Here is a 26,078-nt window from a genome sequence, read left to right as displayed (position 1 = left end):
CGGCTCAGATCTCGGGCTGCCGCGACTCGGCCGGCATCAGGTCCGCCGCGACCAGCTGCTCAGCAAGCCCGGCACCGTCGGAGGCATAGAACCACCGGACCCCCGGCGTCTGGTCGGGGCCGTGCGCTCGGCCGGTGCTGCCGGCCAGCACAGCCTCCCCGGGCGAGAGCTGGCGGATGCAGACGGCGGCCACGTTGTCGGGATGGTGGCGGGCGAAGTCGGCGTAGATCGCCTCGTCGTGCTGGCCGTCGTCCCCGATGAGCAGCCAGCGAATCTGAGGGAACTCCTCGGCCAGACGTTCGAGGTTGGCCCGCTTGTGCTCGGGCCCGCTGCGGAAGAGCCGGTTCCGGGTCGGTCCCCAGTCGGTGAGCAGCAGCGCACCGGCCGGGTAGAGGTTCCGGGACAGGAACCGGGTAAGAGTGGGCGCGACGTTCCAGGCGCCCGTCGACAGGTATATCACCGGTGACCGGGGGTTGGCGGCGCTGATCCGCTCGTACAGCACGGCAATGCCCGGCGTCGGGGTCCGGGCGTGCTCGTTCAGCACGAACGTGTTCCAGGCCGCCAGCAGCGGCCGGGGTAACGCCGTCACCATCACGGTGTCGTCGATGTCGGAGACGACACCGAACCTGACCTCGGGGTCGACGATGAAGACCCAGGCGCGTACCGTGTCGGAATCCTCGGTGCGCAGGCCGACGGTGTGCCAGCCGGGCGAGAGCCGGACGTCCACCTTGGCGTCGATGACACCGCCGCGGTCGGCCACCACCTCGGTGGTCCGGCCGGCGATCTCGACCGTGACCCGCGCAGACTCCACCGGCACACTGGTGAAGCTGCGCCAACCGCGGATTCGCTGATAGTCGTCACGGTCCTCGGTGATCTTGATCAGCTTGGACTCTGACGCGATCAGCACCCGGCCCAGGACCCGGACCCACGAGGTCGAGCCGTAGCCCACATAGCCGATCACGGTGGGGCGACGGCCGCGGCGGCGGGCCCGCCGTTCACGGAAGTTGTTGATCGCATCGTCGATCCGGGAGGCACGCGAGGCCGCCTCCTCATCCGGAAGGTCGCCGCGCTGAAGGTTCTCCGGGATCACGGGTGGCTCGGACACGGCGCCAGTCTGCCACGGCTGCGACCTCGACAGCCCACCCCGGCCGTAGGTCACACAGCGCCCGGGCGGACCGGCGGGGATAGGGTCGCGCCATGGCGAGTCGGCGTCGGGCCCGGTCACGCTGGGTGGCTGCAACGTCGCTGCTGTCCGCACTGATGATCATCGCCGGCCAGGCGTGCAGCCGCTCGGAGCCGGGACCGGGTCCCGTCCCGGCGCCGCACTGGTCCCGGGTCGCGCTTCCCGACGGGCTCGATCCGACCGTGCTGGCCTTGTTGCCGGGGTCGGGCGGTGCGGCGGCCGAGACGCTGGTCGGCGCTCAGCTGACCACCAACCCACCAGCACCACGGCTGCTCCGGGTGACCGCCGGTGAGACGGTGTCTCCGATCCCGCTGGAGCCGGTGAGCCCGTACGCGAGGGTGGCGCAGTTCAGAGCCCTGGATTCCGACGGCAGCCGGGTCGTGGCCCTCGGCGGCCGTTCCGGGGGTGCCCACGGCAATGTCCGGTGGACCGTCTGGACTGGCACCCGCGCCGCGGTTCGGGAGCACCCGCAGACGTTCGAGACGTTCGGCGGGCAGCAGGCCGGTGCCCTGGTCGACATCGTGCTGACCGATCGGGGCCCGGTCGTGGTCGGCAGCTGGACCGGGACCGCCGGTGGCCTCGACGCGGCCGTCTGGCTGCCGCGAGGTGACACCTGGCTGCGCCGGGACTCCACCGGCACCCCGCTGGCCAGCAGCAAGACGCGGCTGGTGCTGGCCCGGGCGGCGGTCGCCGACGGCGCTGCCGTGGTCATCGCCGGTTCCACGATCCGGCTGGCGGACGGGGTCAGACAGGGCGCCGCCGTGTGGCGGGCGGACAGTCCCGATGGCGACTGGCGGCGCACCGACCTGCCGGATCCGGGAGGTCGGAGCGAGGCCCAGTCCGTCGCCTGCTCCGGCGATGCCTGCTGGGTGGCGGGCCAGGTCGACGGACGGCTGGCCCTGTGGTCACTGATGGCGTCGAGCGCCGCTCGGACCACCCTGCCGGACACCGCTGTCGACCCCAGCGGACCGGCAGCACGGGTGGTGTCCGGTCCGGCACGGACCGTAGTGGCCTACAGCCAGGACGGGCACAGCCGAGTGCTGCTGGGGCCGAGCGGGGGCGCCGGGGGGTGGAGCCGGAGGACGGGGCCCGATGGTGACCTGGTCGACGCCGTCCTGCAGCAGTCGCGGCTCTATCTCTTGACCCGGCGCGGCACCGGACCGGCGGAGCTCTGGCTTGCGGAACTGGGGTGAGCTGGCCCGGAAACCAAGTCCGGACGTGAGTCAAGGGCCGCGCGCCGAAAGATCCTGCAGCCGGAACTCCCCCCGGTTCCCGGCAGACCGGGCCGGCGCGCGACCCACACCCTTAGGCTGTCATCCGCCACAACCTCCAGATAGGGACCAAGGTCCCAAACTGGCCGGTTGGATATCATCGCGGTGGGTGTGACGCACCTGCGACCCGCGGCGCTTGGCGCGGCTCGGGCAGCTGCCGGTCCCCTACGCTGCTGGTATGAGCACTTCGACTCCCAACCTTCCGGTGCCGGTGCGGATCAGCGCGGGCACCGCGATCAAGATCGGTTTCTTCGGCGCGTTCGGTGCGCTGCTGTTCTCCTTGATCCTCTCGATCATCCTCGGGCTCATCGCCCTGGTGCTGGCTGCGGCCGGGATCTCGATCTTCCAGCAGCTGAGGTAGCCCCGCGGCCCTGCCGTGACGCCATTGAAGTCCCGCGGTGACGCGGCTGCGACCCGGCGGCCGCGAAAACTCGACACCTGCGGAGTTCTGCTGCCAAAATGGCCGATTTCAGCGATATTCCTCGCGTTCTGTCGAGTTTTCGCACCAAGGCGACCGAGCGTACGGAAGGTCAGAGTGCCAGCGAGGACTTGACCACGCCGGCCAGCCGCTCGGCCACCGTCTGCGCCTGGGCCGCGGACTCGGCCTCGACCATCACCCGCACCAGCGACTCGGTGCCGGACGGCCGGAGCAGTACCCGACCGCCGTTGCCGAGCTCACGGGCCGCATCCGCGACGGCACCGCTGAGGGTGGGGTCGCTGGCCGCCCGGGTCTTGTCCACGCCCGGGACGTTGATCAGCACCTGGGGCAGCCGGACCATCACGGCGGCGAGCTCGGCCAGGCTCTGGCCGGTGGCCGCCATCCGGTTCATCAGGTGCAACGCCGTCAGCACCCCGTCGCCGGTGGTCGCGAACTCCGACATCACCACGTGACCGCTCTGTTCGCCGCCGAGGGTGTAGCCGTGGGCCTTCATCTCCTCCAGCACGTAGCGGTCGCCGACCTTCGTCTGCGCCACCCGGATGCCGTGTTCGCCCATCGCCTTGAAGAAGCCGAGATTGCTCATCACGGTCGCGACCACGGTGTCCCCGTGCAGCTGAGCGGACTCCTTCAGCGACAGGGCGAGGATGGCCAGGATCTGGTCGCCGTCGACGACATCGCCGTTCGCGTCGACCGCCAGGCAGCGGTCGGCGTCCCCATCCAGTGCGATCCCGAGATCGGCGCCGTGCTCGACCACCGCAGCCTTGAGGTCGCCCAGATGGGTCGAGCCGCAGTTGTCGTTGATGTTGATGCCGTCGGGGTCGGAGTGGATGGTGACCACCTCGGCACCCTGGCCGCCGAAGGCGCCGGGACCGGTCAGGTGCGCTGCGCCGTTGGCACAGTCGACCACCACCTTGATGCCCTCCAGGCTGGTCGGCTGGGCCAGGCTGGAGACCAGGTGGGCGAGGTAGGACTCGACCAGTGCCGGGTCATCACAGACGCGGCCGACGGCGGCACCCGTGGGTCGCTCCCAGGAGGCTCCCAACCGCTGCTCGATCGCGTCTTCCAGCGCGTCGTCGAGCTTCTCGCCGCCCCGGGCGAAGAACTTGATCCCGTTGTCGGGCATCGGGTTGTGGCTGGCGGACAGCATCACGCCGAAGTCGGCCCCGGTCGCGCCCGTCAGAAAGGCCACACCGGGGGTGGGTACCACGCCCAGCCTGACCACATCGACGCCGGAGCTCGCGAGCCCGGCCACCACCGCAGCCTCCAGGAACTCACCCGAGGCCCGCGGGTCGCGGCCGACGACGGCCACCGGTCGGCGGCCGCCGGACGCGACCGGGTCGCCCAGCACATGGGCTGCTGCAACAGACAGGTCCAGGGCGAGCTCCGCTGTGAGTAACGCGTTCGCTCGGCCCCGGACCCCGTCCGTACCGAAAAGTCGTGCCATCCGAGATGCCGAACGGACGATCAGCGCTTGCTGTACTGGGGCGCCTTCCGGGCCTTCTTCAGACCCGCCTTCTTGCGCTCCTTGATCCGGGCGTCGCGGGTCAGCATGCCGGCCTTCTTCAGGGCCGGGCGGCTGGCCTCAGCGTCCACCGCGTTCAGGGCGCGCGCCACGCCGAGCCGCAGCGCACCGGCCTGGCCGGTGACACCGCCGCCGTGGATGCGGGCGATCACGTCGTAGGAACCGTCGACAGCGGCCGTCAGGAACGGCTCGGAGACGATCTGCTGGTGCACCTTGTTGGGGAAGTAGTCATCCAGCGGACGACCGTTGATCGTCCAGCTACCACTGCCCGGGACGATCCGCACCCGAGCGACCGCTTCCTTGCGCCGACCGGTGGCACCGGCAGCGGCGACCACAGCCGGACGACCCGACGGGTTGTGCTGGGCGGATCCGCTCGCCTCCGAGCGGTAGGCGATCTCCTTGTCGTCCTCGGTGAAGGGGGCGACGTCGTCTGCTTCGATGGTCTCTACGGCGTTCTCAGACACGTGGTTCAATCCTTGCTTCTGCTCGCGAGCAAATGAGGTGACTGGTCAGGACAGTCATTGGGCAATCTGGGTGATCTCGTACTGCTGCGGCTTCTGAGCAGTGTGGGGATGCTCCGGGCCGGAGTAGACCTTGAGCTTCTTGATGAGCTTGCGGCTCAGCCGGTTCTTCGGCAGCATGCCCCAGACCGCGAGCTCCACCGCCTTGCGCGGGTCCGAGTCCAGCAGCTCACCGTACGGGACCGCCTTGAGACCGCCGGGGCGACCGGAGTGACGGTAGGCCATCTTGGCGTCACGCTTGTTGCCGGACAGGGCGATCTTGGAGGCATTGACGATCACGACGAAGTCGCCACCATCGACGTGCGGCGCGTACGTGGGCTTGTGCTTGCCGCGCAGCAGGGTGGCAGCAGAGACAGCGAGCCGTCCCAAGACGACGTCCTCGGCATCAATCACGTGCCATTCCCTGGTGATCTCGCCAGGCTTGGGGCTGTACGTAGACACGGTCGTTGACCATCTTCCATGAGTTACTGACAGAGTTTCGCGTCACGACCCACGCCAGACGGGCGCGGCAGGACGCAACAGCGGCCCAGATTACCTGTCGGCCAGCACCCCGGTCAAAACGACCGGACGGGCGCCCCCCGCTCGGGCGCACCGGTGGCGCGAATCATAGGGCCCCCACTGGCCGTGGATACGGATCGGCGCGTACTTTGTGCCCATGACCGATTCGCTCAGCATTCGCGATAACCGTACCGGCCGCGACTACGAGATCGCCATTACCGACGGCACTATCCGGGCAGCCGACCTCAAGCAGATTGCCCTCGACGGCGAGCCCGGACTCGCCACCTACGACCCCGGGTTCGTCAACACCGCGTCATGCCGGAGCGCAATCACCTACATCGACGGCGACGCGGGCGTGCTGGAATACCGCGGCTACCCGATCGAGCAGCTGGCCGAGTCGTCGTCCTACCTCGAGGTCGCCTACCTGCTGCTGAACGGTGAGCTGCCCACCAGTGACGAGCTGGCCGGCTGGACCCACGAGGTGACCCACCACACCTTCCTGCACGAGAACCTCAAGCAGTTCATCCAGGGTTTCCGCTATGACGCGCACCCGATGGGGATGCTGATGGCCTCGGTCAGCGCCCTGTCCACCTACTATCCCGACGCCCGTGAGATCGCCGATCCGGAGAACCGTCGCCTGCAGATCACCCGGCTGGTGGCCAAGATGCCCACCCTGGGGGCGTTCGCCTACCGGCACGGGCAGGGCAAGCCGTACGTCTACCCCGACAACGACCTGTCCTACACGGCCAACTTCCTCGCCATGCTGTTCAAGATGAGCGAGCAGAAGTACAACGCCGACGAGCGGCTGATCAAGGCGCTGGAGGTGCTGTTCATCCTGCACGCCGACCACGAGCAGAACTGCTCCACCAACGCGGTCCGCTCTGTGGGCTCGTCCCAGGTCGACCCCTACTCCGCGGTCGCTGCCGGCATCGGCGCCCTCTACGGCCCGCTGCACGGTGGCGCCAACGAGGCCGTACTGAAGATGCTGCGCCGGATCGGCACTGTCGGCGAGTTCATCGAGGGCGTCAAGGCGGGCAAGGAGAAGCTGATGGGCTTCGGGCACCGCGTCTACAAGAACTACGACCCGCGCGCCACCATCATCAAGAAGGCCTGCGACGACGTGTTCGCTGTCACCGGCGTCAACCCGCTGCTGAAGATCGCCATGGAGCTGGAGAAGATCGCCCTGGAGGACGAATACTTCATCTCCCGCAAGCTGTACCCCAACGTCGACTTCTACTCGGGTCTGATCTACGAGGCGCTGCAGTTCCCGCCGGAGATGTTCACGGTGCTGTTCGCCATCCCCCGCACCTCCGGCTGGCTGGCCCAGTGGCAGGAGCTGCTGATGGACAAGGACCAGAAGATCGCCCGCCCGAAGCAGATCTACACCGGCGCCCGGACCCGCGACTTCATCCCGATCGAGAAGCGCTGACCTCTTTCTCCGGGGCCGCTCTGTCAGTTTCCCAAGTCGACTTGGGAAACTGTCACTCGGCTCGGCAAATTTGCCGAGCCGAGTGACAGTTTCCCGTGCTTTGTACGCGCACGGCGGCCGAACCCTGGTGGAGGCACGCCCGGTGCACCCCTCTGGACCCGCTGGATCCCCCACGCGCCGCTGGATCCCTGAATCCCCGACGCGCTGCTGAGCCGCCACCCCTCCCATCCCGGGGCCGCGATACGTCGACTCAGCCTCGTCGGGGCTGGAGGTGGGCCTGGACGTCGGAGCCGGGCAACGCCGCCCTGATGGCGCTGGCGACCCGTTCGGTCAGGGTATGGGCGCGCTCGACGGTCCAGTCGCCGGGCACGAGCACCGTCAGGGTGATGAAGCGGTGCTGCCCGGATGCGCGGGTGCGCAACTCGGCGAAGTCGACCTCGGTTGTCCGCATCCGGTCCAGCACGGTGCTGATGCGGTCCAGTTCCTCTGCCGGCAGGGCCGCGTCCAGCAGCGACTGCATCGACGCTGACACCAGCCGGAAGCCGGTCCACAGGATGTTCACCCCCACCACCGCAGCGACGATCGGGTCCAGCGGTTGCCAGCCGGTGAGCGCGACCAACAGCACGCCGACGATGACGCCCGCCGACGTCCAGACGTCGGTCAGCAGGTGCTTGCCGTCGGCAGTGAGGGTCACCGAACGATGAGCCGTGCCCTTCCGCAGCAGCAGCACGCCCACTGCGCCGTTCACCACCGACGCGACGGCGGAGATGGCCAGGCCCAGCCCCAGGCTCTCCAGCACCACCGGGTGCAGGAGACGCTGCACGGCGCTGAACAGGATGAACCCGGCCGCGACGAAGATCATCAAGCCCTCGATGCCGGCCGAGAGGTACTCCGCCTTGCCGTGCCCGAAGTGGTGACCTGCGTCGGCCGGCTTCGCGGCGACGTGCAACGCCACCAGGGCCACGACAGCGGCGACCAGGTTGACCAGCGACTCGGCGGCGTCCGACAGCAGTCCGACCGAGCCCGTCAGCAGGTAGGCACCCGTCTTGAGGCCGATGGTGACCACGGCCGCCGCGATCGACAGCCAGGCGTACCTGGTCAGTGAAGACGCGGTGCCCTGAGGTTCGTCACCGACCCGTGGAAAGGCGAGCCTCCTCATAGGGTCAGCCTCGCATGTCGAACCGGCTTCGGCGGCTGGCTTCGGTGACGGCGGTCCATCAGTGCAGAGTCGGCGACCAGCCTCACAGAACGCAGAACGCCACCCGCGGCATGGCGGGTGGCGCTCTTGGCGGTACGTGGGTCAGCCGGCGATGTCGACCAGCTTCTCGAAGAAGAACTCGTGCTTGAGGAACGACATGTCGTACTCATGGCCCGGGTAGGGCGGGATCAGCTGGGAGGCCTGGATCAGCCGCCAGCCGTCCTGCAGCGCCTCCACCCCGGACTCGTACGGCGGCTCGTCGCTGTCACCGGTGGTCGGGCTGCTTGCACCGGTGCCGTCGTAACGGGACCAGCCGACCACCCTGGCGTCGAGTGCCGAGGTGGCCAGGTAGAGCACCAGCACCTGCTGCCGGAGCGTGCTGCCCTGAACGGTCTGGGTCTGTGTCGCGGTCATTGCGCTACCCCTCCTAGTTGCTCTGGTCCGCGGCCGGGCGATTGCGCACCCGGGTGACCCAGAAGTCGATGTCGTAGTCGTCCTTGCCGCTCAGCTCACGCCACAGCAGGACCCGGTTGTAGACCTCCAGCCGCGCCGTGGCCACCTCGGTCCACGGGTTGCGCAGGCTGAGCTCCTGGTCGATGGCCGGGTCGTCCAGGTCGGAGGTGTCCCACCACAGCCGCTGCTTCACGCTGGGGTTGAACCTGATCTTGTACATGTAGCGCGCGGTGTCCGAGTCGTTGCGGCGACCGCCGTGCCAGATGCCGTGGTGCAGCAGCACGATGGTGCCGGCCGGGCAGACCAGTCGGGTCTGGCCGCGCAGGTTCTGGTAGCGACCGGTGTCGGACTCGTTGGTGCGGCGCAGGTGGCTACCGGGCACGCTCAGCGTGCCGCCCATCTCGAGGGTCACCTCGCGCGGGTAGTACATCATCTGGACGTCGAACGCGTCCGGGCGCACGTCGATGATCGCGTCACCGTGCAGTGGCTGCGCCTCACCCTCGTGCGGCTTGCGCACGTGGACGGCGTGATGGTCGATGGTGGGGTTCGGCCCGAGCAGGCTGTGCAGCGCACCAGCCACCTCGGGCAGGTCGAGCAGGTCGCGGGCCAGCGTTCCGGGACCGAAGGCCTCATCCACGGTCATGCCGTAGTCCACCTCGCCGGGGCCTGCGGCCAGCCGCTCGACGGCGGGGCCATTGATCTCGTCGGGCACGATGCCGTCGAAGCGCAGGAAGCCCTGCGCGACGAAGCGGGCGACCTCGACAGAGGTCAGGAGCTTGGCGCCTTCCGGCGCGGCGGCCGGGGCAACTTCTCGGGTCTGCACAGCCATGCTGTCGGTTTCCCTCTTTCGGGTTGGATCGGGAGGACACTCTCACCAGTGCCAGGCACTGGTTCGAATACGTCAACCCTAAACCGAGCTGCGCTTCAGGCGCGTGGTTCTGCTTCACCATTACTGGTAGATTCTCACTGTGACACCGACCGCCCTCGCACCGGTCACCGAGTCGGTCCACCTGGACCAGCCGCCGACCGTTGTGGGTGCCGGCATCGGCGTGCACGGCCTGAACAGCAACCGAGACCACTACCAGCTGCCGCACCACTGGTCGTTGCACCTCTACCGCTACCACGCCACCATCACCCTCGACGGCGTGCCGCACACCATCCGACCGGGCAGTGTCAGCCTGGTCGCCCCCGGCGTGGACATCGAGTACGCCTACCGCGGCGTCTCCGAGCATCTCTACGCGCACCTGGCCCTGCAGCACTCAGGCTCACCGCGTCCGGTGCTGGCGGTGCAGGATGCCGGCAGCGCCACCAGCGGCATCGCCGACCTGATGATGCACATCGTGGGCAACCTGCGTTCGTCCCCCGCCCAGGCGTCGGCCGAGGCGTGGACGGCGCTGCACCGGGTTGTCGCCCTGTCCGAGCCGCAGACCAGCGCACCGCACCCGGCTGTCACCCAGGCGATCTCCTACATCGAGGCCAACCTGGCCTACCCGCTGGAGGTGGCGCGGATCGCCGAGCTCTGCGGGCTCTCCCACAACCATCTGACCCGCGTCTTCCGGCAGGCGACCGCCCAGACGGTGGTGGGCTACATCAGGCACCGCCGACTGCAGCAGGCGCGGCACCTGCTGCAGAACTCGACCCTGCCGATCGCGGCGGTGGCCAGGTCGGTCGGCTACACCGACCTGCAGGCGTTCAACAAGGCGTGCCACCACGAGTTCGGGGCCGCTCCCCGGACCCTCCGCGCGGTCTGAGCCACTGATCCCGCCGCGCAGCAGGCGGCACCGACCGAGGCCGAGCCAGGCTCAGGACCGGAGCCGCTGGACCCGCTTCTCGTCCCAGACCGGCTCGTCGGACTCGTACACGCTGCCGTCGGCGCCGAAGACCAGGAACCGGTCGAAGCGACGCGCGAACCAGCGGTCGTGCGTGACCGAGACGACGGTGCCCTCGAACGAGTCGAGCCCCTGCTCCAGCGCCTCGGCGGACTCGATGTCCAGGTTGTCGGTCGGTTCGTCCAGCAACAGCAGCGTCGCCCCGGAGAGCTCGAGCAGCAGGATCTGGAACCGCGCCTGCTGCCCGCCGGACAGCGACTCGAACCGCTGCTCGGCGGCGTGGGCCAGCTCGTAGCGGTCCAGCTTGCGCGACGCCAGCTCGCGGCCCATCCCGTCCCGGTGCTCATCACCGCGGTGCAGGATCTCGAGCAGGGTCTTGCCGACCAGCTCCGGGTGGTGGTGGGTCTGGGCGAACCAGCCCGGCCTGACCCGGGCTCCCAGCTTGGCCTTGCCGGTGTGCGCGACGGCGGCGATGTCCAGGCTGCCCACCGGCCGGTGTTCGATGTCGGGGTCGGAGCCGCCGCGCGCCAGCAACCTCAGGAAGTGCGACTTGCCGGAGCCGTTGGAGCCGAGCACCGCGACCCGGTCTCCGAACCAGATCTCGACGTCGAAGGGCTTCATCAGCCCGGTGAGCTCGAGCCGCTCGACCACCACCGCACGCTTGCCGGTCCGGCCACCCTGCAGCCGCATCGAGACCTGCTGCTCGAGCGGGATGGCCTGCGGCGGACCGGCCTCCTCGAACTTCGCCAGCCTGGTCTTGGCCGACTGGTAGCGGCTGGCCATGTCGGAGTTGTACGCCGCCTTGTTCTTGTACATCAGCACCAGGGCCCGGAGCTTGGCATGTTCCTCGTCCCAGCGACGCCGCAGCTCCTCGAACCGCAGGAACCGCTCCTTACGCGCCTCGGCAAAGGTGGCGAAGCCACCGCCATGCGTCCAGACCGTGTTGCCGGCGGCGCCAAGCTCAACGGCCGCGATCGAGGTGGCCGCCTCGGCCAGCAGCTCGCGGTCGTGGCTCACCAGCAGGACCGTCTTCTGGGTCGACGACAGTTGATCCTCCAGCCACCGCTTGCCCGGCACATCGAGGTAGTTGTCCGGCTCGTCGAGCAGCAGCACCTGCTCCGGGCCACGCAGCAGCACCTCGAGCGCCAGCCGCTTCTGCTCACCGCCGGACAGCGTGTTGACCTCGCGCCACTTAACCTGCTCGTACGCCATCCCGAGGGCCGCCGTGCAGCACGCGTCGAAGACCACCTCCGCCTCATAGCCACCGGCGTCGGCATACTCGCCCAGTGCTGCGGCATAGGACATCTGGGTGCCCTCGCTGTCGTCCTCCATCAGGGCGAGCTCCAGCCGGTCGACCGCTGCAACGGCATGCTGGAGCCGCTCCGGCGCCAGCGAGAACACCAGGTCGCGGACCGTCGAGCGGTCTCTGATGCTGCCGATGAACTGGCGCATCACCCCCAACCCCCCGCTGCGTGACACGGATCCGGCGGTCGGCGCGAGGTCACCCGCGACGATACGCATCAGGGTCGTCTTGCCGGATCCGTTGGCCCCCACCAGGGCGACGACGGCCCCATCGGCGACCCGGAAGGAGACGTCGTCCAGCAGCACCCGACCATCCGGAAGCTGGTAGGAGACACCCGACAGTTCGACGTGACCCATGGCGGGAATCCTAGGTGCTGCGACCGGCCCGACCAATCGAATAAGCCCAGCCGCCGAATAGGTGCGCCGCGACCTGACCGGTAAATTGCCGCCCATGGTCCAACAACCAGACGCCGGCCGGCAGGTGGCGAAGGAGGCCAGGCTCTGGGTGCTCGCCCTGGTCTGCGCGACCGGCGGCGCGACCGCCGTCGCCCTCAGCGACTCGCTGGCGATCGGGGTCGCGGTCTTCCTCGGCCTGCTCGGTGTGCTGGGCCCGATTCTGTACGCGTACGAGAAGAAGCAGCGCCGGTGACCCCCATCTCGCAGGCCAATGGCACCCGGGTGCAACGCGACGTCGTCTCCTTCGTCCGCCGCAGCACCCGGATGACCCCGAAGCAGCGCCGCTCCTGGGAGGCCCATCACGACGACTTCGTGCTCAACCTCCCGCAGGGAGCGACCGACACCTCCATCGCGCCCGACGCCCAGGTCAACCTCGCCGCAGCATTCGGGCGCGAGGCCCCGCTGATCGTCGAGATCGGGCCCGGCATGGGCGAGTCCCTGGTCCCGATGGCCCAGGCTCGGCCGAACCACAACGTGCTGGCCTTCGAGGTTTACCAGCCGGCTGTCGCCCGCATCATGGCCAAGCTCGCCGAGCAGCAGGTCGGCAACGTCCGCATCATCCGGGCGAACGCCGTCGAGGGCCTGGAGCGGCTGTTGCAGCCTGGACAGCTCGACGAGCTGTGGACCTTCTTCCCCGATCCGTGGCCGAAGTCCCGACATCACAAGCGCCGGCTGGTGACCACCCCGTTCGCCGACCTGGTGGCGTCCCGGCTGCGACCGGGTGGCCAGTGGCGGCTGGCCACCGACTGGCAGGACTATGCCCTGCAGATGCGGGCCGTGCTGGACAGCCATCCCGCGTTCGACAACGACTGCGCCGCCGGCTGGGCGCCACGCTGGCCGCAGCGCCCGATGACGAAGTTCGAACAGCGCGGCATCGACGCCGGCCGGCACATCTACGACCTCGCCTACCGTCGCCGATGAGCGCTGACGCGCTGGCCGGGCTGCGCCGCTGGCGACTCGACGTCGCCTATGACGGCTCCGGCTTCTCGGGCTGGGCGAGCCAGCGGGAGCTGCGGACGGTTCAGGGCACGTTGGAGCACTGGATCGGCAGGGTGCTGCGGCTGAGCGCTGCCCCGACGGTGGTCTGCGCCGGGCGCACCGATGCCGGTGTCCATGCCCGCGGACAGGTGGCACACGTCGACCTGCCCGCTGACCTCGTCGACGATGCCGGCGTGGTCCTGTTTCGGCGACTGGCCCGCGTCCTGCCCGACGATGTCGTGGTGCGTGCGGTCAACCCCGCTGCGGCGAACTTCGATGCCAGGTTCGCCGCGATCTGGCGCCGCTATGTCTACCGGCTGAGCGACGGCGAAGCAGGGCCCGACCCTCTCTATCGCCACCAGATCGCGCAGGTCCGGCATCGGCTTGACGTGGCGGCCATGAACGAGGCCGCCGTTCACTTGCTGGGACTACGGGACTTCGCCGCCTTCTGCCGCCGACGCCCGGGCGCGACCACCATCCGTACCCTGCTCGAGCTCGCCGGGACCAGGCTGGACGCCGGGCCGATGGCCGGGGTGATCGAGCTGACGGTCAAGGCGGACGCGTTCTGCCACTCGATGGTCCGCTCACTGGTCGGCGCGCTGGACGCCGTCGGTACCGGTCGACGCGATGCCGACTGGCTGCAGCGGGTGGCGTCCGGGGCGGTGCGCGACAGCGGTGTCCCGGTGATGCCGGCACATGGTCTCACCCTGGAGGAGGTGGGCTATCCTGCCGATGACCGACTCGCCTCCCGGGTGCGCCAGGCCCGTTCCGTACGAGAGCTTCCGCGATGATCGACCACTACTTCCAGACCCCCGACGACGTCGAGCGCCGTCGGGCGGTCACCGCGCGGATCTGGGGCACCGAGTACGAGTTGACCACCGCCAACGCGGTCTTCTCCTTCGAAGGGCTGGACCTGGGCACGGCTGTGCTGATGCGCGAGTCCCCCATTCCCGAGAACGCCAGGCGCCTGCTCGACCTGGGCTGCGGCTACGGACCGATCGCGCTGGCACTGGCCGACCACTGTCCGAGCGCCGTCGTCGACGCCGTCGACGTCAATGACCGGGCGCTGGCGCTCTGCCGGGACAACGCGGCAGCGCTGCGGCTGTCCGAGCGGGTGCGGGTGCTGCGGCCCGAACAGGTGCCGCCGGACGCCAGCTATGACGAGATCTGGTCCAACCCGCCGATCAGGATCGGCAAGCAGGCCCTGCACGAGCTGCTGCTGACCTGGCTGCCCAGGCTGGCACCCGAGGGTGTGGCCAGGCTGGTCGTCGGCCGCAACCTCGGGGCCGACTCGCTGCAGCGCTGGTTGGGCGAGCAGGGCTGGTCCTGCGAACGGGTGGCGAGCGCCAAGGGGTTCCGGGTGTTCGAGGTTCGTCGGGCCGACAACGTCAACGGTTCTCACTGACGGCGAACATCACCTCGGGCCAACGCCGGTCCAGCAGCTTGCCGCCCTGGGCGATTCCGACCTTGAGCACCAGTACGCCGCTGAGCACGCCCACCACAGCAGCGAGGTAGCCCAGCCAGTGGACCCAGATCGAACCGATCACCAGAGCCAGGGTCGGCAGCACCAGCAGCAGCGTGACCAGCGTCGAGACACTGAACGACAGCAGCGCGGGTAGGCTCCCGGCGCTGCCCTTCTGGAACGGGTTCGCCCCCGGCGGCGGCGCCGGGTACTGCCACAGCGCACCGACCCAGCAGCCCACCCCGAGACCGATCAGGGTCAGGCCGAGGGTGAGACCCAGCACCGGCACCACCAACTGCCACTGGCGGCCGAGGAACGTGGTGACGATGATCGTCACCACCAGCACCGGGCCAAGCACGGTGACGGTGGACATTACTCTGCCGGCCCGGTCGTCGGCGCCGCGGATCCCGGTGGAGATGTGCAGCCAGATCGCCGTTCCGTCGTAGGAGAGGTCCTGCGCAATGGTCATCCCCATCAGCAGACCCAGCAGCACCGGGGTGAAGGCGACCAGCTCGGGGGACCCCTTCGGGCTGGCCAGCTGGCTGACGATGATCGACACCGGAGCGATCAGGAACCCGGCGACGCCGGCCAGGTAGCGCGGGTCCCGCCGCCAGTACCGCAGCGTCCGGCCGGCGACCCCGCCGGCCGGGGTCGCCGGGTACAGCTTGTCGACCAGGGAGCCGGACCGGACCTTCTGCTGCCCGCCGCCACTGTCGAGCGGTTCGGTCAGCCGCAGCGCCAGGAAATGGGCCCAGCCGAACCAGAGCCCGAACATCAGGGCGACGGCGAGCAGCAGCCGCACGAGTGCCGGACCCCAGGCTCCCCGCGCGACGTCGGCGGGAACGGCCCAGGCCCAGCCGAACGGTGTCCACGCCATCGCTCGGGCCGCCTCGGCCAGCAGGAAGCGCATCTGCGGCGTCCCCTCGGCGTACAGGTTGCCGAACAGGTTGCCACCGATCCCCAGCACCAGCCCGAACAGCACCAACACCAACGCTGCCAGATCGCGGAAGCGACGCGAACCCAAGAACCTGGCCGCAGCCGAGGTGGCGAACCGGGACAACAGGAAGCAGGTGGCCACCCCGATCGGTACAGCGACCACCGCGGCGACCAGACTGGCCGCACCGCCCGACCAGGCGACCAGGAGGGCCAGCGAGACGACGACGGTGGCGATGCCCGGACTGCCGATCAGACCGGCGACCAGCAGGCCCGGCAGCAGCTCACGGGCCCGCACCGGCAGCAGCGCGAACCGGGCAGGGTCGACTGTCTCGTCCACCCCGAACACCAGCAGGGACATCACCAGCCAGCCCGCTGTCAGGAGTCCGAACGCCAGAACCGTGACGTCGGCGATCAGGTTCACCGAGGTGTAACGCAGCGCCACCAGGCCGGCCACCGCCAGGACCACCAGGCCCAGGGCATAGACCATCCCGAGGACCAGGCCGACCGTCCGCCACAGGCTGCGTCGGAGGTTGTTCCGCAGCAGGGTCAGCTTGAGCCGGACGAGGAGCGCAACCACGCCAACGCCTCCTGTCCGGACGCATGGAACCCCACCAGTTCGAGGAAGCGGCTCTGCAGCGAGGAGCCGGCCCGGACCTCGTCGAGCGTGCCGGTGGCCAGCACCCGTCCCTGGGCCACCACGGCGAGATCGTCGCAGAGGCTCTCCACCAGCTCCATCACATGGCTGGACATGACGACGGTCCCACCGCTGTCGGCATACCCCCGCAGGATCGACCGGATAGCCTCCCCGGAGACCGGGTCGACCGCCTCGAACGGCTCGTCGAGGACCAGCAGCCGGGGTGCGTGGATCAGCGCACAGGCCAGCCCGATCTTCTTGGTCATGCCCGCCGAGTACTCCACCACCAGGGTGTCGGCGTCCTCGGCCAGGCCGAGCGCCTCCAGCAGCTCGGCTGACCGCGAGGCGATGTCGGCCGGCGGCACCCGCCGCAGCAGACCGACATAGTGCAGCAGCTCGCCGCCACTGAGCCGGTCGAACAGGCGCAGTCCGTCGGGCAGTACGCCCATCAACGCCTTAGCCCTGGCCGGGTCGCTCCAGACGTCGTGCCCCAGCACGATCGCCGTGCCGGCGTCGGGACGCAGCAGCCCGGTGGCCATCGACAGGGTCGTCGTCTTGCCGGCCCCGTTCGGACCGACCAGCCCGAACAGACAGCCCGCGCGGACCTCCAGGTTGAGGTCGTCGACGGCCCGTTTCGACCCGAAGGTCTTGCGCAGACCGATCAGAGACAACGCGGAGGGCATGCAACCAGTCAACACCACGACCGGTCCGCGAATCGGCTCCGGCTGTCCCGCCGGTGGCGGGTGAACGGCGACGTTTCGCCCGGCGTCGGATGGGTAAGCAGTCGACGAGGACCTGTCCATCGGCGCCTCCAGGGGCGGTCCGAGGCCTGTTCCCCGGTCCAACAGGGCAGGTTTAGGATGAAAACCGCGTCCGCGTTCGGCGGATGCTGTCTAGAGACCTCGAAAAGGACACTCATGGCGACTTACGAACTTCCCGATCTCCCCTACGACTACGGTGCACTCGAGCCCCACATCTCGGGCCAGATCATGGAGCTGCATCACGACAAGCACCACGCCACCTATGTCAAGGGCGCCAACACCGCGCTGGAGCAGATGGCCGAGGCGCGCGACGGCAACTCCTTCGGCAGCATCGGCGGCCTGGAGAAGAACCTCGCCTTCAACCTGGGTGGTCACATCAACCACTCGGTGTTCTGGCCCAACCTCTCCCCCGACGGCGGCGACAAGCCGGACGGCGAGCTCGGCGCAGCCATCGACGAGTACTTCGGCAGCTTCGACAAGTTCCGCGCTCAGTTCGAGGCGAACGCGGCAGCCATCCAGGGCTCCGGCTGGTCAATGCTGGTCTGGGACTGCCTGGGTCAGCGGCTCAACATCATGCAGCTGTTCGACCAGCAGGGGAACCTGCCGGCTGCACAGATTCCGATCGTGCTGCTGGACATGTGGGAGCACGCGTTCTATCTGCAGTACAAGAACGTCAAGGCCGACTACGTGACCGCGTGGTGGAACGTCGTCAACTGGGCCGACGCCGCTCAGCGTTTCGCCGCAGCCAAGCAGAACTCCGCCGGTCTGATCACGCTGTAGCTGCCCCGGAGCGGTGATCGACTTCGCTGTGGGTTGCCACCCGCTACGTGCTCTGAGCCTGCTACGTGCTCTGAGCCTGTCGAAGAGCACCACGCGCTCTGAGTTGAACTACGCGCTCTGAGTTGAACTACGCGCTCTGAGCTTGTCGAAGAGCTATGAAGCCCTTCGACAAGCTCGGGGCGCGTTCGTGGTTTCGCCCTTCGACAAGCTCAGGGCGCGTTCGACAAGCTCAGGGCGCGTTCGACAGGCTCAGGGCGCGTTCGACAGGCTCAGGGGGTGTTCGCCAGCAGGCGCACCTGGTCGATGGTGTCGGCCTCGGACGGCGACTTGTCGTCGCGGTAGCGGAGGACCCGAGCGAACCGGAGTGCGATCCCACCTGGATAGCGGCTCGACCGCTGGATGCCGTCGCAGGCGATCTCCACCACCAGCTGCGGCCGAACATGCACCGTACCTGCGGTACGCCGTGTCTCCAGCTCAAGGAACCGGTCGGTCTGCCAGCGCAGCAGCTCGTCGGTCAACCCCTTGAAAGTCTTGCCCAGCATGATCAACTCCCCGGTGCCGGGGTCCCGGGCGGCCAGGTGCAGGTTCGACAACAGACCGGTCCGGCGACCATGTCCCCACTCGGCCGCGGTCACCACCAGGTCGAAGGTGTGGCGTGGCTTGATCTTGACCCAGCCGGCGTCCCGCCGCCCGGCGGCATAGCCTGCGGTGACGTTCTTGATCACGACCCCTTCATAGCCTCGAGAGACGGCGTCGGCGAACACCGACCCGACCGTCGCCTCATCCTCGGCGAGGACCCGCGGAACGATCATGCTCGGCGGCAGCACCTCCGCCATCACCTCGATCCGCTGCGCCAACGGAGCATCCAGCAGGTCGCGGTCGCCGGCTCGGAGCAGGTCGAAGAAGAAGACCGACAGCGGAGTCCGTGCGGCCTGCGCGGCGACGTCGACCTGGCTCGCGGTCCGCGAGGCGATCACCTGGAACGCCTCCGGCCGTCCGTCGACGCGGAAGGCGAGCACCTCACCGTCCAGCACGAGTTGCGGCTCGGCGAGACTGCGGACGGCGCTGACCACCTCGGGCAGCCGGTCGGTGATCTCCTCCAGGCTGCGGGTGTAGATCGACACCACGTCTCCATCGCGGTGCACCTGCACCCGGATCCCGTCCAGCTTGAAGTCGACCGCGACCGGAAGACCACTCTTGTCGACGGCGGCTCCGGTGTCGGGCGCGCTGGCGGCCAGCATCGGCAGCACCGGCACTCCCAGGGTCAGCCCTACCGCGGTCAGGGCGTCGACTCCCCCGCGTCGTAGCACCACACCGGCGGCGGCGGTCGAGCCCAGCAGCATCGCGGCCCTGCGCACTGCGGCGACCGGCACGTCGGTAGCCAGCGCCAGCCCCTCCTGGACCAGCGAGTCCAGGGCCCCCTGACGCAGCTCCTCGAAGACCAACCCCCGCAGCAGCATCTGCTCGCTGTCGGTGGCACGACCGAACAGCTCCACCACCGCCGAGACCCGGGCTCGGGTCGAGCCGGCCCCGGACAGGTCGGCGATGAGCTCAAAGGCCCGGTCCGCCTCGGCCACCGTGAGCGTGGCCTCTGCGGCTGCGACCGGCAGGTCCAGCAGGGAACGCCAGCCAACCCCGGTCCGGCGCTGGCGCAGTCGACCGGAGAGATAGCTGATCACGATCTCGATGTCCTCGGCGGTCGCCTCGGACAGGACGCCGGCGATCAGGTCCCGCTTGACGTTGCGCGACGGGGTGGCGGCCAGCGCGGCAGAGGTCTCGGCGATACGAACCAGCAGCATGTCTTCATTGTGCTGGACCACACCGACAGCCGCGCCGCGGTTCTGGCGCACTCATGTATCACCAGCGGCGAGGTCCGCTCCTTGCTGACATCACGACCCGCAGGGGTGTAAACGGTGACCTGGTCACCTCCTTACACCGACATCCTGGTGCCAGAGGCTTTGTCGGGGGACGCTCTGAGCCAGTACGACGTCGGCGTCCCTGCGGGTCGTTTGTCATCTCGGGAGCGTGCCGCAGTAGGGCGTCGGGGGCCACAGCCAGGTCGGAGGGAGCCCTCTGCCTGTCGTTAGCGCTCACGGCGTGGTCGCGCTCTCACGAATTGGTGACAATCGTCTCTCAATAGACTCGCAAGCATTGACACCGAACCGGTTCAGTGATGGGTTGACTACAACCAATCACCGAGAGCGGGGTCGATGCAGTGAAGCAGGATCGGGCGAAAGGGTGGCTCACCGAGCCGATTTCCTGTCGTCTGTGCGCTTCCCGTCCGCGGCCTGCTGCCTCGTCCCGCAACGGTGTGGCCGATGACATGTTTCCTGGCGAACCTCCTGGTTGACCACTACATGTCTGCTCACGTGACACAGTCCAGCGGCTCGTGCAACCGGCATCCGCGGCTTCCCAGCAGCAGTTGGACTGTCCCAACATCCGGGGGATCTCACCAACCTGACACCGCTTCACTGTGCAGGAAGTGCCCCGCGCCGCCTCGGCGGCCGGGCCACGCATCGCAAGGCATCAACCGTTCAAGGAGGAACAGATGAATGACATGTCGGACCACGATCTCGCTTCACCCGAAGACTCAGCGGCACGTACCTGGGGCAGCAGCTGGGAAACCAGCCGTCGGAGGTTTCTGAGCATCAGCGGCCTCGCGCTCGGTGGCGCGGCGATCGGCCTCGGCGCGGCCGGCTGCGGCACCGCCAAGACCGGCAACGACAACAAGGGCGGACAGGCCCAGGGACGAGCCGGTGCTGCCGGGGAGACGCTGTTCGTCGCCGGGTTCCAGTGGGGCCCGCCGACCAACTTCAACCCGGTCGGCCCCTCACCGGCCTGGCCCGCCGGCGGAGGCCAGAGCCAGCTGATCTATGAGACGCTGGTCCGCTTCAACATGGTCGACGGCTCACTCCAGCCCGGCCTCGGCACGGAGCTGAAGGAGAACGACGGCGGCAAGTCCTTCACCGTCGCCCTCCAAGAAGGCACCAAATGGTCCGACGGCAAGGACCTCACCGCCGACGACGTCGTCTTCACCTTCGAGATCGCCAAGGACGCCTCCCTGTCCTACTCCAACGTGTGGGAATACCTGGAGACGGTCAGCGCCACCGACCCCCGCACCGTCGAGTTCAAGGTCAAGACCAAACCGTTCAACCCGCTCCCGGTCAAGAACGCCATCGCCGGCACCTACATCATCCCCAAACACATCTGGGAAGAGTTCGCCACCGCCAAGACCCTCGCCAAGCAGGCCAACACCAAACCCGTCGGCTCCGGACCGTTCCTGCTCGACAAGTACGACCAGACCCAGGTGGTGCTCAAGCGCGACGACAACTACTGGGGCAAGAGTGTGTTCGGCACTCCCGCCATGAAGTCGGTCGTCCACCCCATCTTCAAGAGCAACAGCGACGGCGACCTCAAGCTGGAGAGCGGCGAGATCGACGCAAGCCAGCAGTTCACCGCTCAGATCTGGAAGATGTGGGAGGACAAGAAGAAGCCGGTTGGCACCTGGCTGAAGGAGAAGCCCTACTACCTGCCGGGCAACATCCCACTGCTGCAGATCAACCAGACCGTCAAGGGCCTCGACAACCCCAAGGTCCGCCAGGCCATCGCCTACGCCATCGACACCCCCAACATCGCCAGCACCGCCATGTCGGACTACTCCGAACCGGCCAACGCCAGCCTCATCCTGCCCACCGGGTACGAGTCCAAGTTCTATGACGAGGCCGGCGTGAAGGACAAGGGCTGGACGTTCGACAAGAACAAGGCCGTCGAGATCCTGGAGAAGGAGCTCAAGGCCAAGAAGGGCTCCGACGGCATCTACAAACTCCCCGACGGCACCCGACTCGGCCCCTGGACCCTGATCACCCCCACCGGCTGGACCGACTGGAACACCGCCTGCGAAATCGTCGCCAAGTCCTGCCAAGCCGTCGGCATCGACGTCAAAACCGAGTTCCCCCAAGCACCCAACGTCACCTCCAAAATGCAGAACGGCGACTTCCAACTCGCCTGCTGGAGCGCCTCCGGCGTCAGCCCCGCCAGCCCCTGGAGCCGCTTCCGCGACCTCCTCGACGACCGCGGCGCCGCCCCCGTCGGCAAAACCACCTTCTACAACTTCACCCGCTTCAAGCACCCCGACGTCCCCAAGCTCCTCGACGACGCCGGCGCAGCCACCACCGACGACGAACGCAAAACCATCTACCAAAAGCTCGACGCCATCTACCGCCAAACCATCCCCGTCGTCCCCCTCATGTACCGCCCACTCGAGTTCTACGAGTTCAACGAATCCAACTGGACCGGCTTCCCCACCGAAGCCAACCCCTACGCCCCACCCATGTGGCAAGGAGCCGGCATCACCTGGCTCTTCAAGATCAAGAAGGTCGGCACCTAAGACCGAGGTTCGCCGATGGTCCTGTTGACGGCGACTAGGGAGCGACAAGCCATCGCGGCTTGTCGCTCCCCGGCCGTCGCAAGCGGATCGTCACGTTCTGCAAGACAACCCGATCACGACCTGATACACCTTGACTAACGACACGGACTGGGGTCTGCAATGAACTTCACGCGGTATCTGGGACGGAAGGCGCTGTGGTACATCGGTGCCCTGTTTGTCGCCCTGATGCTCAACTTCTTCCTGCCGAGACTCATCCCCGGCAACCCGGTGGACAGCCTGGTCAGCCAGCTCTCCCGCGGCGGCGGCAGCAGCGGTGAGCAGATGAAGGCGATCTACGAGAACTACATGCGCGAGTTCGGCCTTGACAAGCCGCTGTGGCAGCAGTTCTTCATCTACATGGGCCAGCTCTTCCAGGGCAACCTGGGCACCTCGTTCGGTCAGTATCCGGCCTCGGTGAACGGACTGGTGGCCAACGCACTGCCCTGGAGCATCGCGATCCAGCTGCCCGCCATCCTGATCGGCTGGGTGGTCGGCAACACGATCGGCGCCATCGCCGCCTTCAAGGGTGGCTGGTTCGACCGCGGCGCCTTCGTGAGCAGCCTGTTCCTCTCCTCGATGCCCTACTACTGCCTGGCCATCCTGCTGCTGTTCGGGTTCGGGGTCATCCTCGGTGTGCTGCCCGTCGGCGGCGCCTACTCCTTCGGGCTCAGTCCGGAGCTCTCGATGGCCTTCTTCGGCGATGCGATCTCCTACTTCTGGCTACCGTTCTGGTCCCTGGTGCTGATCTTCATCGGCGGTCAGGCCGTCGGCATGCGCTCGATGGCCATCTACGAGCTGGGTTCGGACTACGTGAACTACGGCCGCGGGCTCGGTCTGAGCGACAACCGGATCGTCCGCTACATCTTCCGCAACGCCATGCTTCCCCAGATCACCGGGCTGGCGCTGTCCATCGGTGGCCTCGTCGGCGGCGCACTGATCACCGAGCTGGTCTTCTCCTACCCCGGTATCGGCACGCTGCTCTTCAACGCCATCAGCCAGAACGACTACCCGGTCATCCAGGCAGTCACCTTGATCATCACCCTGGCCGTTCTCGCCGCGAACTTCGCCGTCGAGATCGCCTACGGCCTGATCGACCCACGCATCCGCGCCGCAAGCATCGGAGACCGCTGATGAAAGCCGTCAATTTCACCCCCCGCTTCTGGGTAGCGCTGGGGCTCGTCCTGTTCACCCTGCTGCTGGGCCTGGTCGGCCCGCTGGTGGTGCACACCGACCCCAACGCCGTCGTCGGTGGTCTCTATGACGCGCCGAGTGCTCAGCAATGGCTGGGCACCGACAACGAGGGCCAGAGCGTGCTGGCCAACCTGGTGTACGGCACCCGGACCTCCCTCATCGTGGGTCTGCTGGCCGGCACCATCGCCACCACGATCGGCCTGGTCATTGGCCTGGTGGCTGGCTTCCAGGGCGGCTGGCTCGACGACGCCCTGATGGGTATGACCAACGTCGCGCTGGCGATCCCGTCGATCGTGGTGGTCATCCTGCTCTCGATCGCGCTCCCCAGCCGCGGGTCGTTCACCCTGGCGCTGGTGATCGGCGTCACCGGCTGGCCCTGGACTGCGCGCGCGGTGCGTGCCCAGGCCACCAGCGTCCGAACGCGCGAGCACATCGATGTGGCCAGGTTGTCCGGCGCCCGTTGGGGCAGCATCCTCGCCTGGGACGTGCTGCCCTACCTGCTCAGCTATGTGGTGATGGCCTTCGTCCTCCAGGTGGCCGGCGCCATCTTGACCGAGGCCGCCCTGAGCATGCTGGGCCTGGGCCCGTCCGGTTCGGTGTCCCTCGGCGTGATGCTCTACTGGGCCCTTGCCTGGGGTTCCATCCGCACCGGGGCCTGGTGGGCCTTCATGCCACCGACCCTGATGCTCACCCTGATCGCGTTCTCGCTGCTGCTGCTGCAGTCGAGCCTGGACGAGGTCTTCAACCCGCGGCTGCGCCGTGGTCGGGCGGCCCGGCGCAAGAAGGTGGTCGGGGTCACCGAACCGGCCGTCGGAGCGCCGGTCCCCATCCCGATCGAGAGTGGCGAGGACAGTGACGTCGAAGTGGGCCGGGGAGTCGAGACCTCCTCAGGCACCCACACCCGAGGAGGCAACGGATGACCAGACTGCTGAACGCGGAGAACCTGCGCGCGTCGTACCGCACCCCGGACGGTCGCGAGGTGACCGCCGTTGACGACGTGTCGGTCTACATCGACGAGGGCGAGGTGCTCGGCATCGCCGGAGAGTCCGGCTGCGGCAAGTCCACCCTCGGAGCCATCCTGTCGCTCACCGCCCGCCCCCCGCTGTTCGTGGAGGGCGGCACCCTGGAGATCGAGGGCAAGGCCCAGGAGCTCGGCGGCAAGAACAAGATTCCCCGCACCTGGCGTGGCGCGGTCGTCTCAATGCTGCCCCAGGGTGCGATGAACTCGATCAGCCCGACGATGCGGGTCCGCGACCTGGTCTTCGATGTCATGCGGGCCCACGACCGCGGCATCAAGCGGTCCGAGGCGATGGACCGGGCCCGGGACCGGATCGCCAGCCTCGACCTCCCGGTCCGGGTGCTGGATGCCTATCCGCACCAACTGTCCGGAGGCATGAAGCAGCGGGTGGTGACGGTCATCTCCACGCTGTTGAACCCGCGACTGCTGATCGCGGACGAGCCTACGTCGGCGCTGGACGTCTCGTCGCAGAAGGCGCTGATCGACATGCTGCTGCAGATGCTGGACCAGAAGATCATGGCCGGGGTCGTCTTCGTCACCCACGACCTACCGGTGCTGCGTACGATCTCCAACCGGATCGCGGTGATGTATGCCGGCAAGATCGTCGAGGTCGGTGATGCGGAGGAGCTCACCGAGGCGCCCAAGCACCCGTACTCGGCTGCGCTGCTCAACTCCGTGCTGTCGCCCGAACCGGGCTTCCGCAACCGCCGGGTGCAGGGCATCAAGGGCCATCCGCCGAACCTGGAGCACCCGCCTGCAGGTTGCCGTTTCCATCCGAGGTGCGGTCTGGCGATGGATGAGTGCTTCACCCAGGAGCCGCCGCATGTCGGTGACGACCTGCGCTTCTCGTCCTGCTTCTGGACAGCCAAGCACCCGGGAGAGTCGGTGCCGTTGACGGCGGTCACTACCGCCGATCTGGCCGCCTCCGACCCACTGCTGGTGGTGACCCAGCAGGGCGAGCTGGTCGACCCCGACGTCGATGAACCCACCCGAGACGAAGAGGTGTCTGCATGACCGAGATCCTGAAGGCCGAACACCTCACCAAGACCTTCGGCCACGGCAAGAATGTGGTTGAGGCGGTCAAGGACGTCTCCTTCTCCCTGGAGGAGCGGGAGTTGGTCACGGTCGTCGGTGAGAGCGGGTCGGGCAAGTCGACGCTGGCTCGGATGGTGCTGCGGCTGCTGCCGATCACGTCCGGAAAGCTCACCTTCCAGGGGGAGGACGTCACCCATGCGCGGGGCCGCCAGACGGCGCAATACTGGCAGGACGTGCAGGCGGTCTTTCAGGACCCGTTCAGCGCCTTCAACCAGTTCTTCACCGTACGCCGTCTGCTTTACCGCTCGCTGCGGCTGCTCGGCACCGGGGAGAAGGGCAAGGAGCGGCTGGAGGAGGCACTGGGCCACGTCGGGCTCACCGGCAAGGACGTCCTCGACCGGTTCCCGCACCAGCTCTCCGGCGGGCAGCGGCAACGGATCATGATCGCCCGAGCGTTGATGATGCAGCCCAAGCTGCTGGTCGCCGACGAGGCGACGTCGATGCTGGACGCCTCGCTGCGGGTGAACGTGCTGAACGTGCTGAAGGACCTGCGCGACGAGCTCGGCATGACCGTGCTCTTCATCACCCACGACATCGGCCAGGCGAACTACGTCGCCGACCGGGTGCTCGTGATGGAGAACGGCTTGATGGTCGAGCAGGGCAGCACCGAGGACGTCATCTACAACCCGCAGCACGAGTACACGCAGAAGCTGTTGGCCGACGTGCCGAAGCTGCACCAGACGGGCTGACTCACCC

General features: G+C 68.0%; 25 protein-coding genes. 14 read left to right on the top strand and 11 right to left on the bottom strand.

Going from position 1 to position 26,078, the window contains the following annotated elements; translation table 11 throughout:
- Nucleotides 1-4 precede the first annotated feature (4 nt).
- Nucleotides 5-1,105, bottom strand: coding sequence for an App1 family protein (locus JOE57_RS19200; protein WP_338041295.1), 1,101 nt, complete (start codon nucleotides 1,103-1,105; stop codon nucleotides 5-7).
- A gap of 92 nt (nucleotides 1,106-1,197) precedes the next feature.
- On the opposite strand from JOE57_RS19200, the gene JOE57_RS12740 reads away from it, so the two are divergent.
- Entirely contained in the window at nucleotides 1,198-2,376 is a 1,179-nt protein-coding gene (locus JOE57_RS12740; RefSeq protein ID WP_204918493.1) for a hypothetical protein, read from the top strand.
- Nucleotides 2,377-2,632: 256 nt separating this feature from the next.
- Nucleotides 2,633-2,815, top strand: a complete 183-nt coding sequence (locus tag JOE57_RS12735) for a hypothetical protein (RefSeq protein ID WP_204918491.1) — start codon at nucleotides 2,633-2,635, stop codon at nucleotides 2,813-2,815.
- Between the two features lie 169 nt (nucleotides 2,816-2,984).
- Here JOE57_RS12735 and glmM read toward each other — a convergent pair whose 3' ends face one another.
- Genes glmM through rplM form a run of 3 tightly spaced genes read right to left on the bottom strand, consistent with a single transcriptional unit; the run spans nucleotide 2,985 to nucleotide 5,377 of the window.
- Nucleotides 2,985-4,337 carry a phosphoglucosamine mutase gene (glmM, locus tag JOE57_RS12730; protein ID WP_204918489.1) on the bottom strand — a complete coding sequence of 451 codons (1,353 nt, stop codon included), beginning with the start codon at nucleotides 4,335-4,337 and terminating at the stop codon, nucleotides 2,985-2,987.
- A 20-nt stretch (nucleotides 4,338-4,357) separates the two neighbouring features.
- Nucleotides 4,358-4,879 (bottom strand): 30S ribosomal protein S9, encoded by a 522-nt coding sequence (gene rpsI, locus JOE57_RS12725; protein WP_204918487.1) that lies wholly within the window; start codon nucleotides 4,877-4,879, stop codon nucleotides 4,358-4,360.
- A gap of 54 nt (nucleotides 4,880-4,933) precedes the next feature.
- The gene (gene rplM / locus JOE57_RS12720; RefSeq protein WP_204918485.1) at nucleotides 4,934-5,377 is read right to left on the bottom strand and encodes a 50S ribosomal protein L13; all 444 of its coding nucleotides are present in this window, start codon (nucleotides 5,375-5,377) and stop codon (nucleotides 4,934-4,936) included.
- A 214-nt stretch (nucleotides 5,378-5,591) separates the two neighbouring features.
- Here rplM and JOE57_RS12715 point away from each other — a divergent pair, with 214 nt between their 5' ends.
- Nucleotides 5,592-6,863 carry a citrate synthase gene (locus tag JOE57_RS12715; RefSeq protein ID WP_204918483.1) on the top strand — a complete coding sequence of 424 codons (1,272 nt, stop codon included), beginning with the start codon at nucleotides 5,592-5,594 and terminating at the stop codon, nucleotides 6,861-6,863.
- Nucleotides 6,864-7,113: 250 nt separating this feature from the next.
- On the opposite strand, the gene JOE57_RS12710 is transcribed toward JOE57_RS12715, so the two are convergent.
- The 3 genes from JOE57_RS12710 to JOE57_RS12700 form a co-directional block, all read right to left on the bottom strand.
- The gene (locus tag JOE57_RS12710) at nucleotides 7,114-8,022 is read right to left on the bottom strand and encodes a cation diffusion facilitator family transporter (protein ID WP_204918481.1); all 909 of its coding nucleotides are present in this window, start codon (nucleotides 8,020-8,022) and stop codon (nucleotides 7,114-7,116) included.
- Between the two features lie 141 nt (nucleotides 8,023-8,163).
- The gene (locus JOE57_RS12705) at nucleotides 8,164-8,475 is read right to left on the bottom strand and encodes a hypothetical protein (RefSeq protein WP_204918479.1); all 312 of its coding nucleotides are present in this window, start codon (nucleotides 8,473-8,475) and stop codon (nucleotides 8,164-8,166) included.
- Nucleotides 8,476-8,488: 13 nt separating this feature from the next.
- Entirely contained in the window at nucleotides 8,489-9,343 is an 855-nt protein-coding gene (locus tag JOE57_RS12700) for a phytanoyl-CoA dioxygenase family protein (RefSeq protein ID WP_204918477.1), read from the bottom strand.
- A gap of 139 nt (nucleotides 9,344-9,482) precedes the next feature.
- On the opposite strand from JOE57_RS12700, the gene JOE57_RS12695 reads away from it, so the two are divergent.
- Nucleotides 9,483-10,265, top strand: coding sequence for a helix-turn-helix domain-containing protein (locus tag JOE57_RS12695; RefSeq protein ID WP_204918475.1), 783 nt, complete (start codon nucleotides 9,483-9,485; stop codon nucleotides 10,263-10,265).
- A gap of 51 nt (nucleotides 10,266-10,316) precedes the next feature.
- Here the strand turns inward: JOE57_RS12695 and JOE57_RS12690 are convergent, their stop codons facing one another.
- Entirely contained in the window at nucleotides 10,317-12,002 is a 1,686-nt protein-coding gene (locus JOE57_RS12690; protein ID WP_204918473.1) for an ABC-F family ATP-binding cassette domain-containing protein, read from the bottom strand.
- Nucleotides 12,003-12,096: 94 nt separating this feature from the next.
- On the opposite strand from JOE57_RS12690, the gene JOE57_RS12685 reads away from it, so the two are divergent.
- Genes JOE57_RS12685 through JOE57_RS12670 form a run of 4 tightly spaced genes read left to right on the top strand, consistent with a single transcriptional unit; the run spans nucleotide 12,097 to nucleotide 14,484 of the window.
- The gene (locus JOE57_RS12685; RefSeq protein WP_204918471.1) at nucleotides 12,097-12,294 is read left to right on the top strand and encodes a hypothetical protein; all 198 of its coding nucleotides are present in this window, start codon (nucleotides 12,097-12,099) and stop codon (nucleotides 12,292-12,294) included.
- The gene (gene trmB / locus JOE57_RS12680; protein ID WP_204918469.1) at nucleotides 12,291-13,022 is read left to right on the top strand and encodes a tRNA (guanosine(46)-N7)-methyltransferase TrmB; all 732 of its coding nucleotides are present in this window, start codon (nucleotides 12,291-12,293) and stop codon (nucleotides 13,020-13,022) included. Before JOE57_RS12685 ends, trmB begins: the two co-directional genes overlap by 4 nt.
- A 20-nt stretch (nucleotides 13,023-13,042) precedes the next feature.
- Nucleotides 13,043-13,870, top strand: coding sequence for a tRNA pseudouridine(38-40) synthase TruA (gene truA / locus JOE57_RS12675; RefSeq protein WP_204920428.1), 828 nt, complete (start codon nucleotides 13,043-13,045; stop codon nucleotides 13,868-13,870).
- A complete protein-coding gene (locus JOE57_RS12670; RefSeq protein WP_204918467.1) occupies nucleotides 13,867-14,484 on the top strand; it encodes a class I SAM-dependent methyltransferase in 618 nt (205 codons plus the stop codon). Before truA ends, JOE57_RS12670 begins: the two co-directional genes overlap by 4 nt.
- On the opposite strand, the gene JOE57_RS12665 is transcribed toward JOE57_RS12670, so the two are convergent.
- A complete protein-coding gene (locus JOE57_RS12665; protein ID WP_204918465.1) occupies nucleotides 14,468-16,054 on the bottom strand; it encodes a hypothetical protein in 1,587 nt (528 codons plus the stop codon). The two genes, JOE57_RS12670 and JOE57_RS12665, sit on opposite strands and share 17 nt — an antisense overlap.
- Nucleotides 16,024-16,794, bottom strand: coding sequence for an ABC transporter ATP-binding protein (locus JOE57_RS12660; RefSeq protein WP_204918463.1), 771 nt, complete (start codon nucleotides 16,792-16,794; stop codon nucleotides 16,024-16,026). The genes JOE57_RS12665 and JOE57_RS12660 overlap by 31 nt, the downstream gene beginning before the upstream one ends.
- Before the next feature lie 234 nt (nucleotides 16,795-17,028).
- Between JOE57_RS12660 and JOE57_RS12655 the strand changes: the two genes are divergently transcribed.
- Nucleotides 17,029-17,652, top strand: a complete 624-nt coding sequence (locus JOE57_RS12655; protein WP_204918461.1) for a superoxide dismutase — start codon at nucleotides 17,029-17,031, stop codon at nucleotides 17,650-17,652.
- Nucleotides 17,653-17,921: 269 nt separating this feature from the next.
- On the opposite strand, the gene JOE57_RS12650 is transcribed toward JOE57_RS12655, so the two are convergent.
- Entirely contained in the window at nucleotides 17,922-19,451 is a 1,530-nt protein-coding gene (locus tag JOE57_RS12650; RefSeq protein WP_204918459.1) for an ATP-dependent DNA ligase, read from the bottom strand.
- Nucleotides 19,452-20,200: 749 nt separating this feature from the next.
- Here JOE57_RS12650 and JOE57_RS12645 point away from each other — a divergent pair.
- The 5 genes from JOE57_RS12645 (at nucleotide 20,201) to JOE57_RS12625 (ending at nucleotide 26,071) form a co-directional block, all read left to right on the top strand.
- Nucleotides 20,201-22,039, top strand: a complete 1,839-nt coding sequence (locus JOE57_RS12645; protein ID WP_204918457.1) for an ABC transporter substrate-binding protein — start codon at nucleotides 20,201-20,203, stop codon at nucleotides 22,037-22,039.
- Nucleotides 22,040-22,198: 159 nt separating this feature from the next.
- Nucleotides 22,199-23,209 (top strand): ABC transporter permease, encoded by a 1,011-nt coding sequence (locus JOE57_RS12640; RefSeq protein ID WP_204918456.1) that lies wholly within the window; start codon nucleotides 22,199-22,201, stop codon nucleotides 23,207-23,209.
- Nucleotides 23,209-24,189 (top strand): ABC transporter permease, encoded by a 981-nt coding sequence (locus JOE57_RS12635; RefSeq protein WP_204918454.1) that lies wholly within the window; start codon nucleotides 23,209-23,211, stop codon nucleotides 24,187-24,189. The genes JOE57_RS12640 and JOE57_RS12635 overlap by 1 nt, the downstream gene beginning before the upstream one ends.
- Nucleotides 24,186-25,301, top strand: a complete 1,116-nt coding sequence (locus tag JOE57_RS12630; RefSeq protein WP_204918452.1) for an ABC transporter ATP-binding protein — start codon at nucleotides 24,186-24,188, stop codon at nucleotides 25,299-25,301. Before JOE57_RS12635 ends, JOE57_RS12630 begins: the two co-directional genes overlap by 4 nt.
- A complete protein-coding gene (locus JOE57_RS12625) occupies nucleotides 25,298-26,071 on the top strand; it encodes an ABC transporter ATP-binding protein (protein WP_204918451.1) in 774 nt (257 codons plus the stop codon). Before JOE57_RS12630 ends, JOE57_RS12625 begins: the two co-directional genes overlap by 4 nt.
- Nucleotides 26,072-26,078: the final 7 nt, after the last annotated feature.

Origin of the sequence: Microlunatus panaciterrae (assembly GCF_016907535.1) — a bacterium.
Classification (GTDB): Bacteria; Actinomycetota; Actinomycetes; order Propionibacteriales; family Propionibacteriaceae; genus Microlunatus; species Microlunatus panaciterrae.
This window is presented reverse-complemented; position numbering and strand designations above follow the sequence as displayed.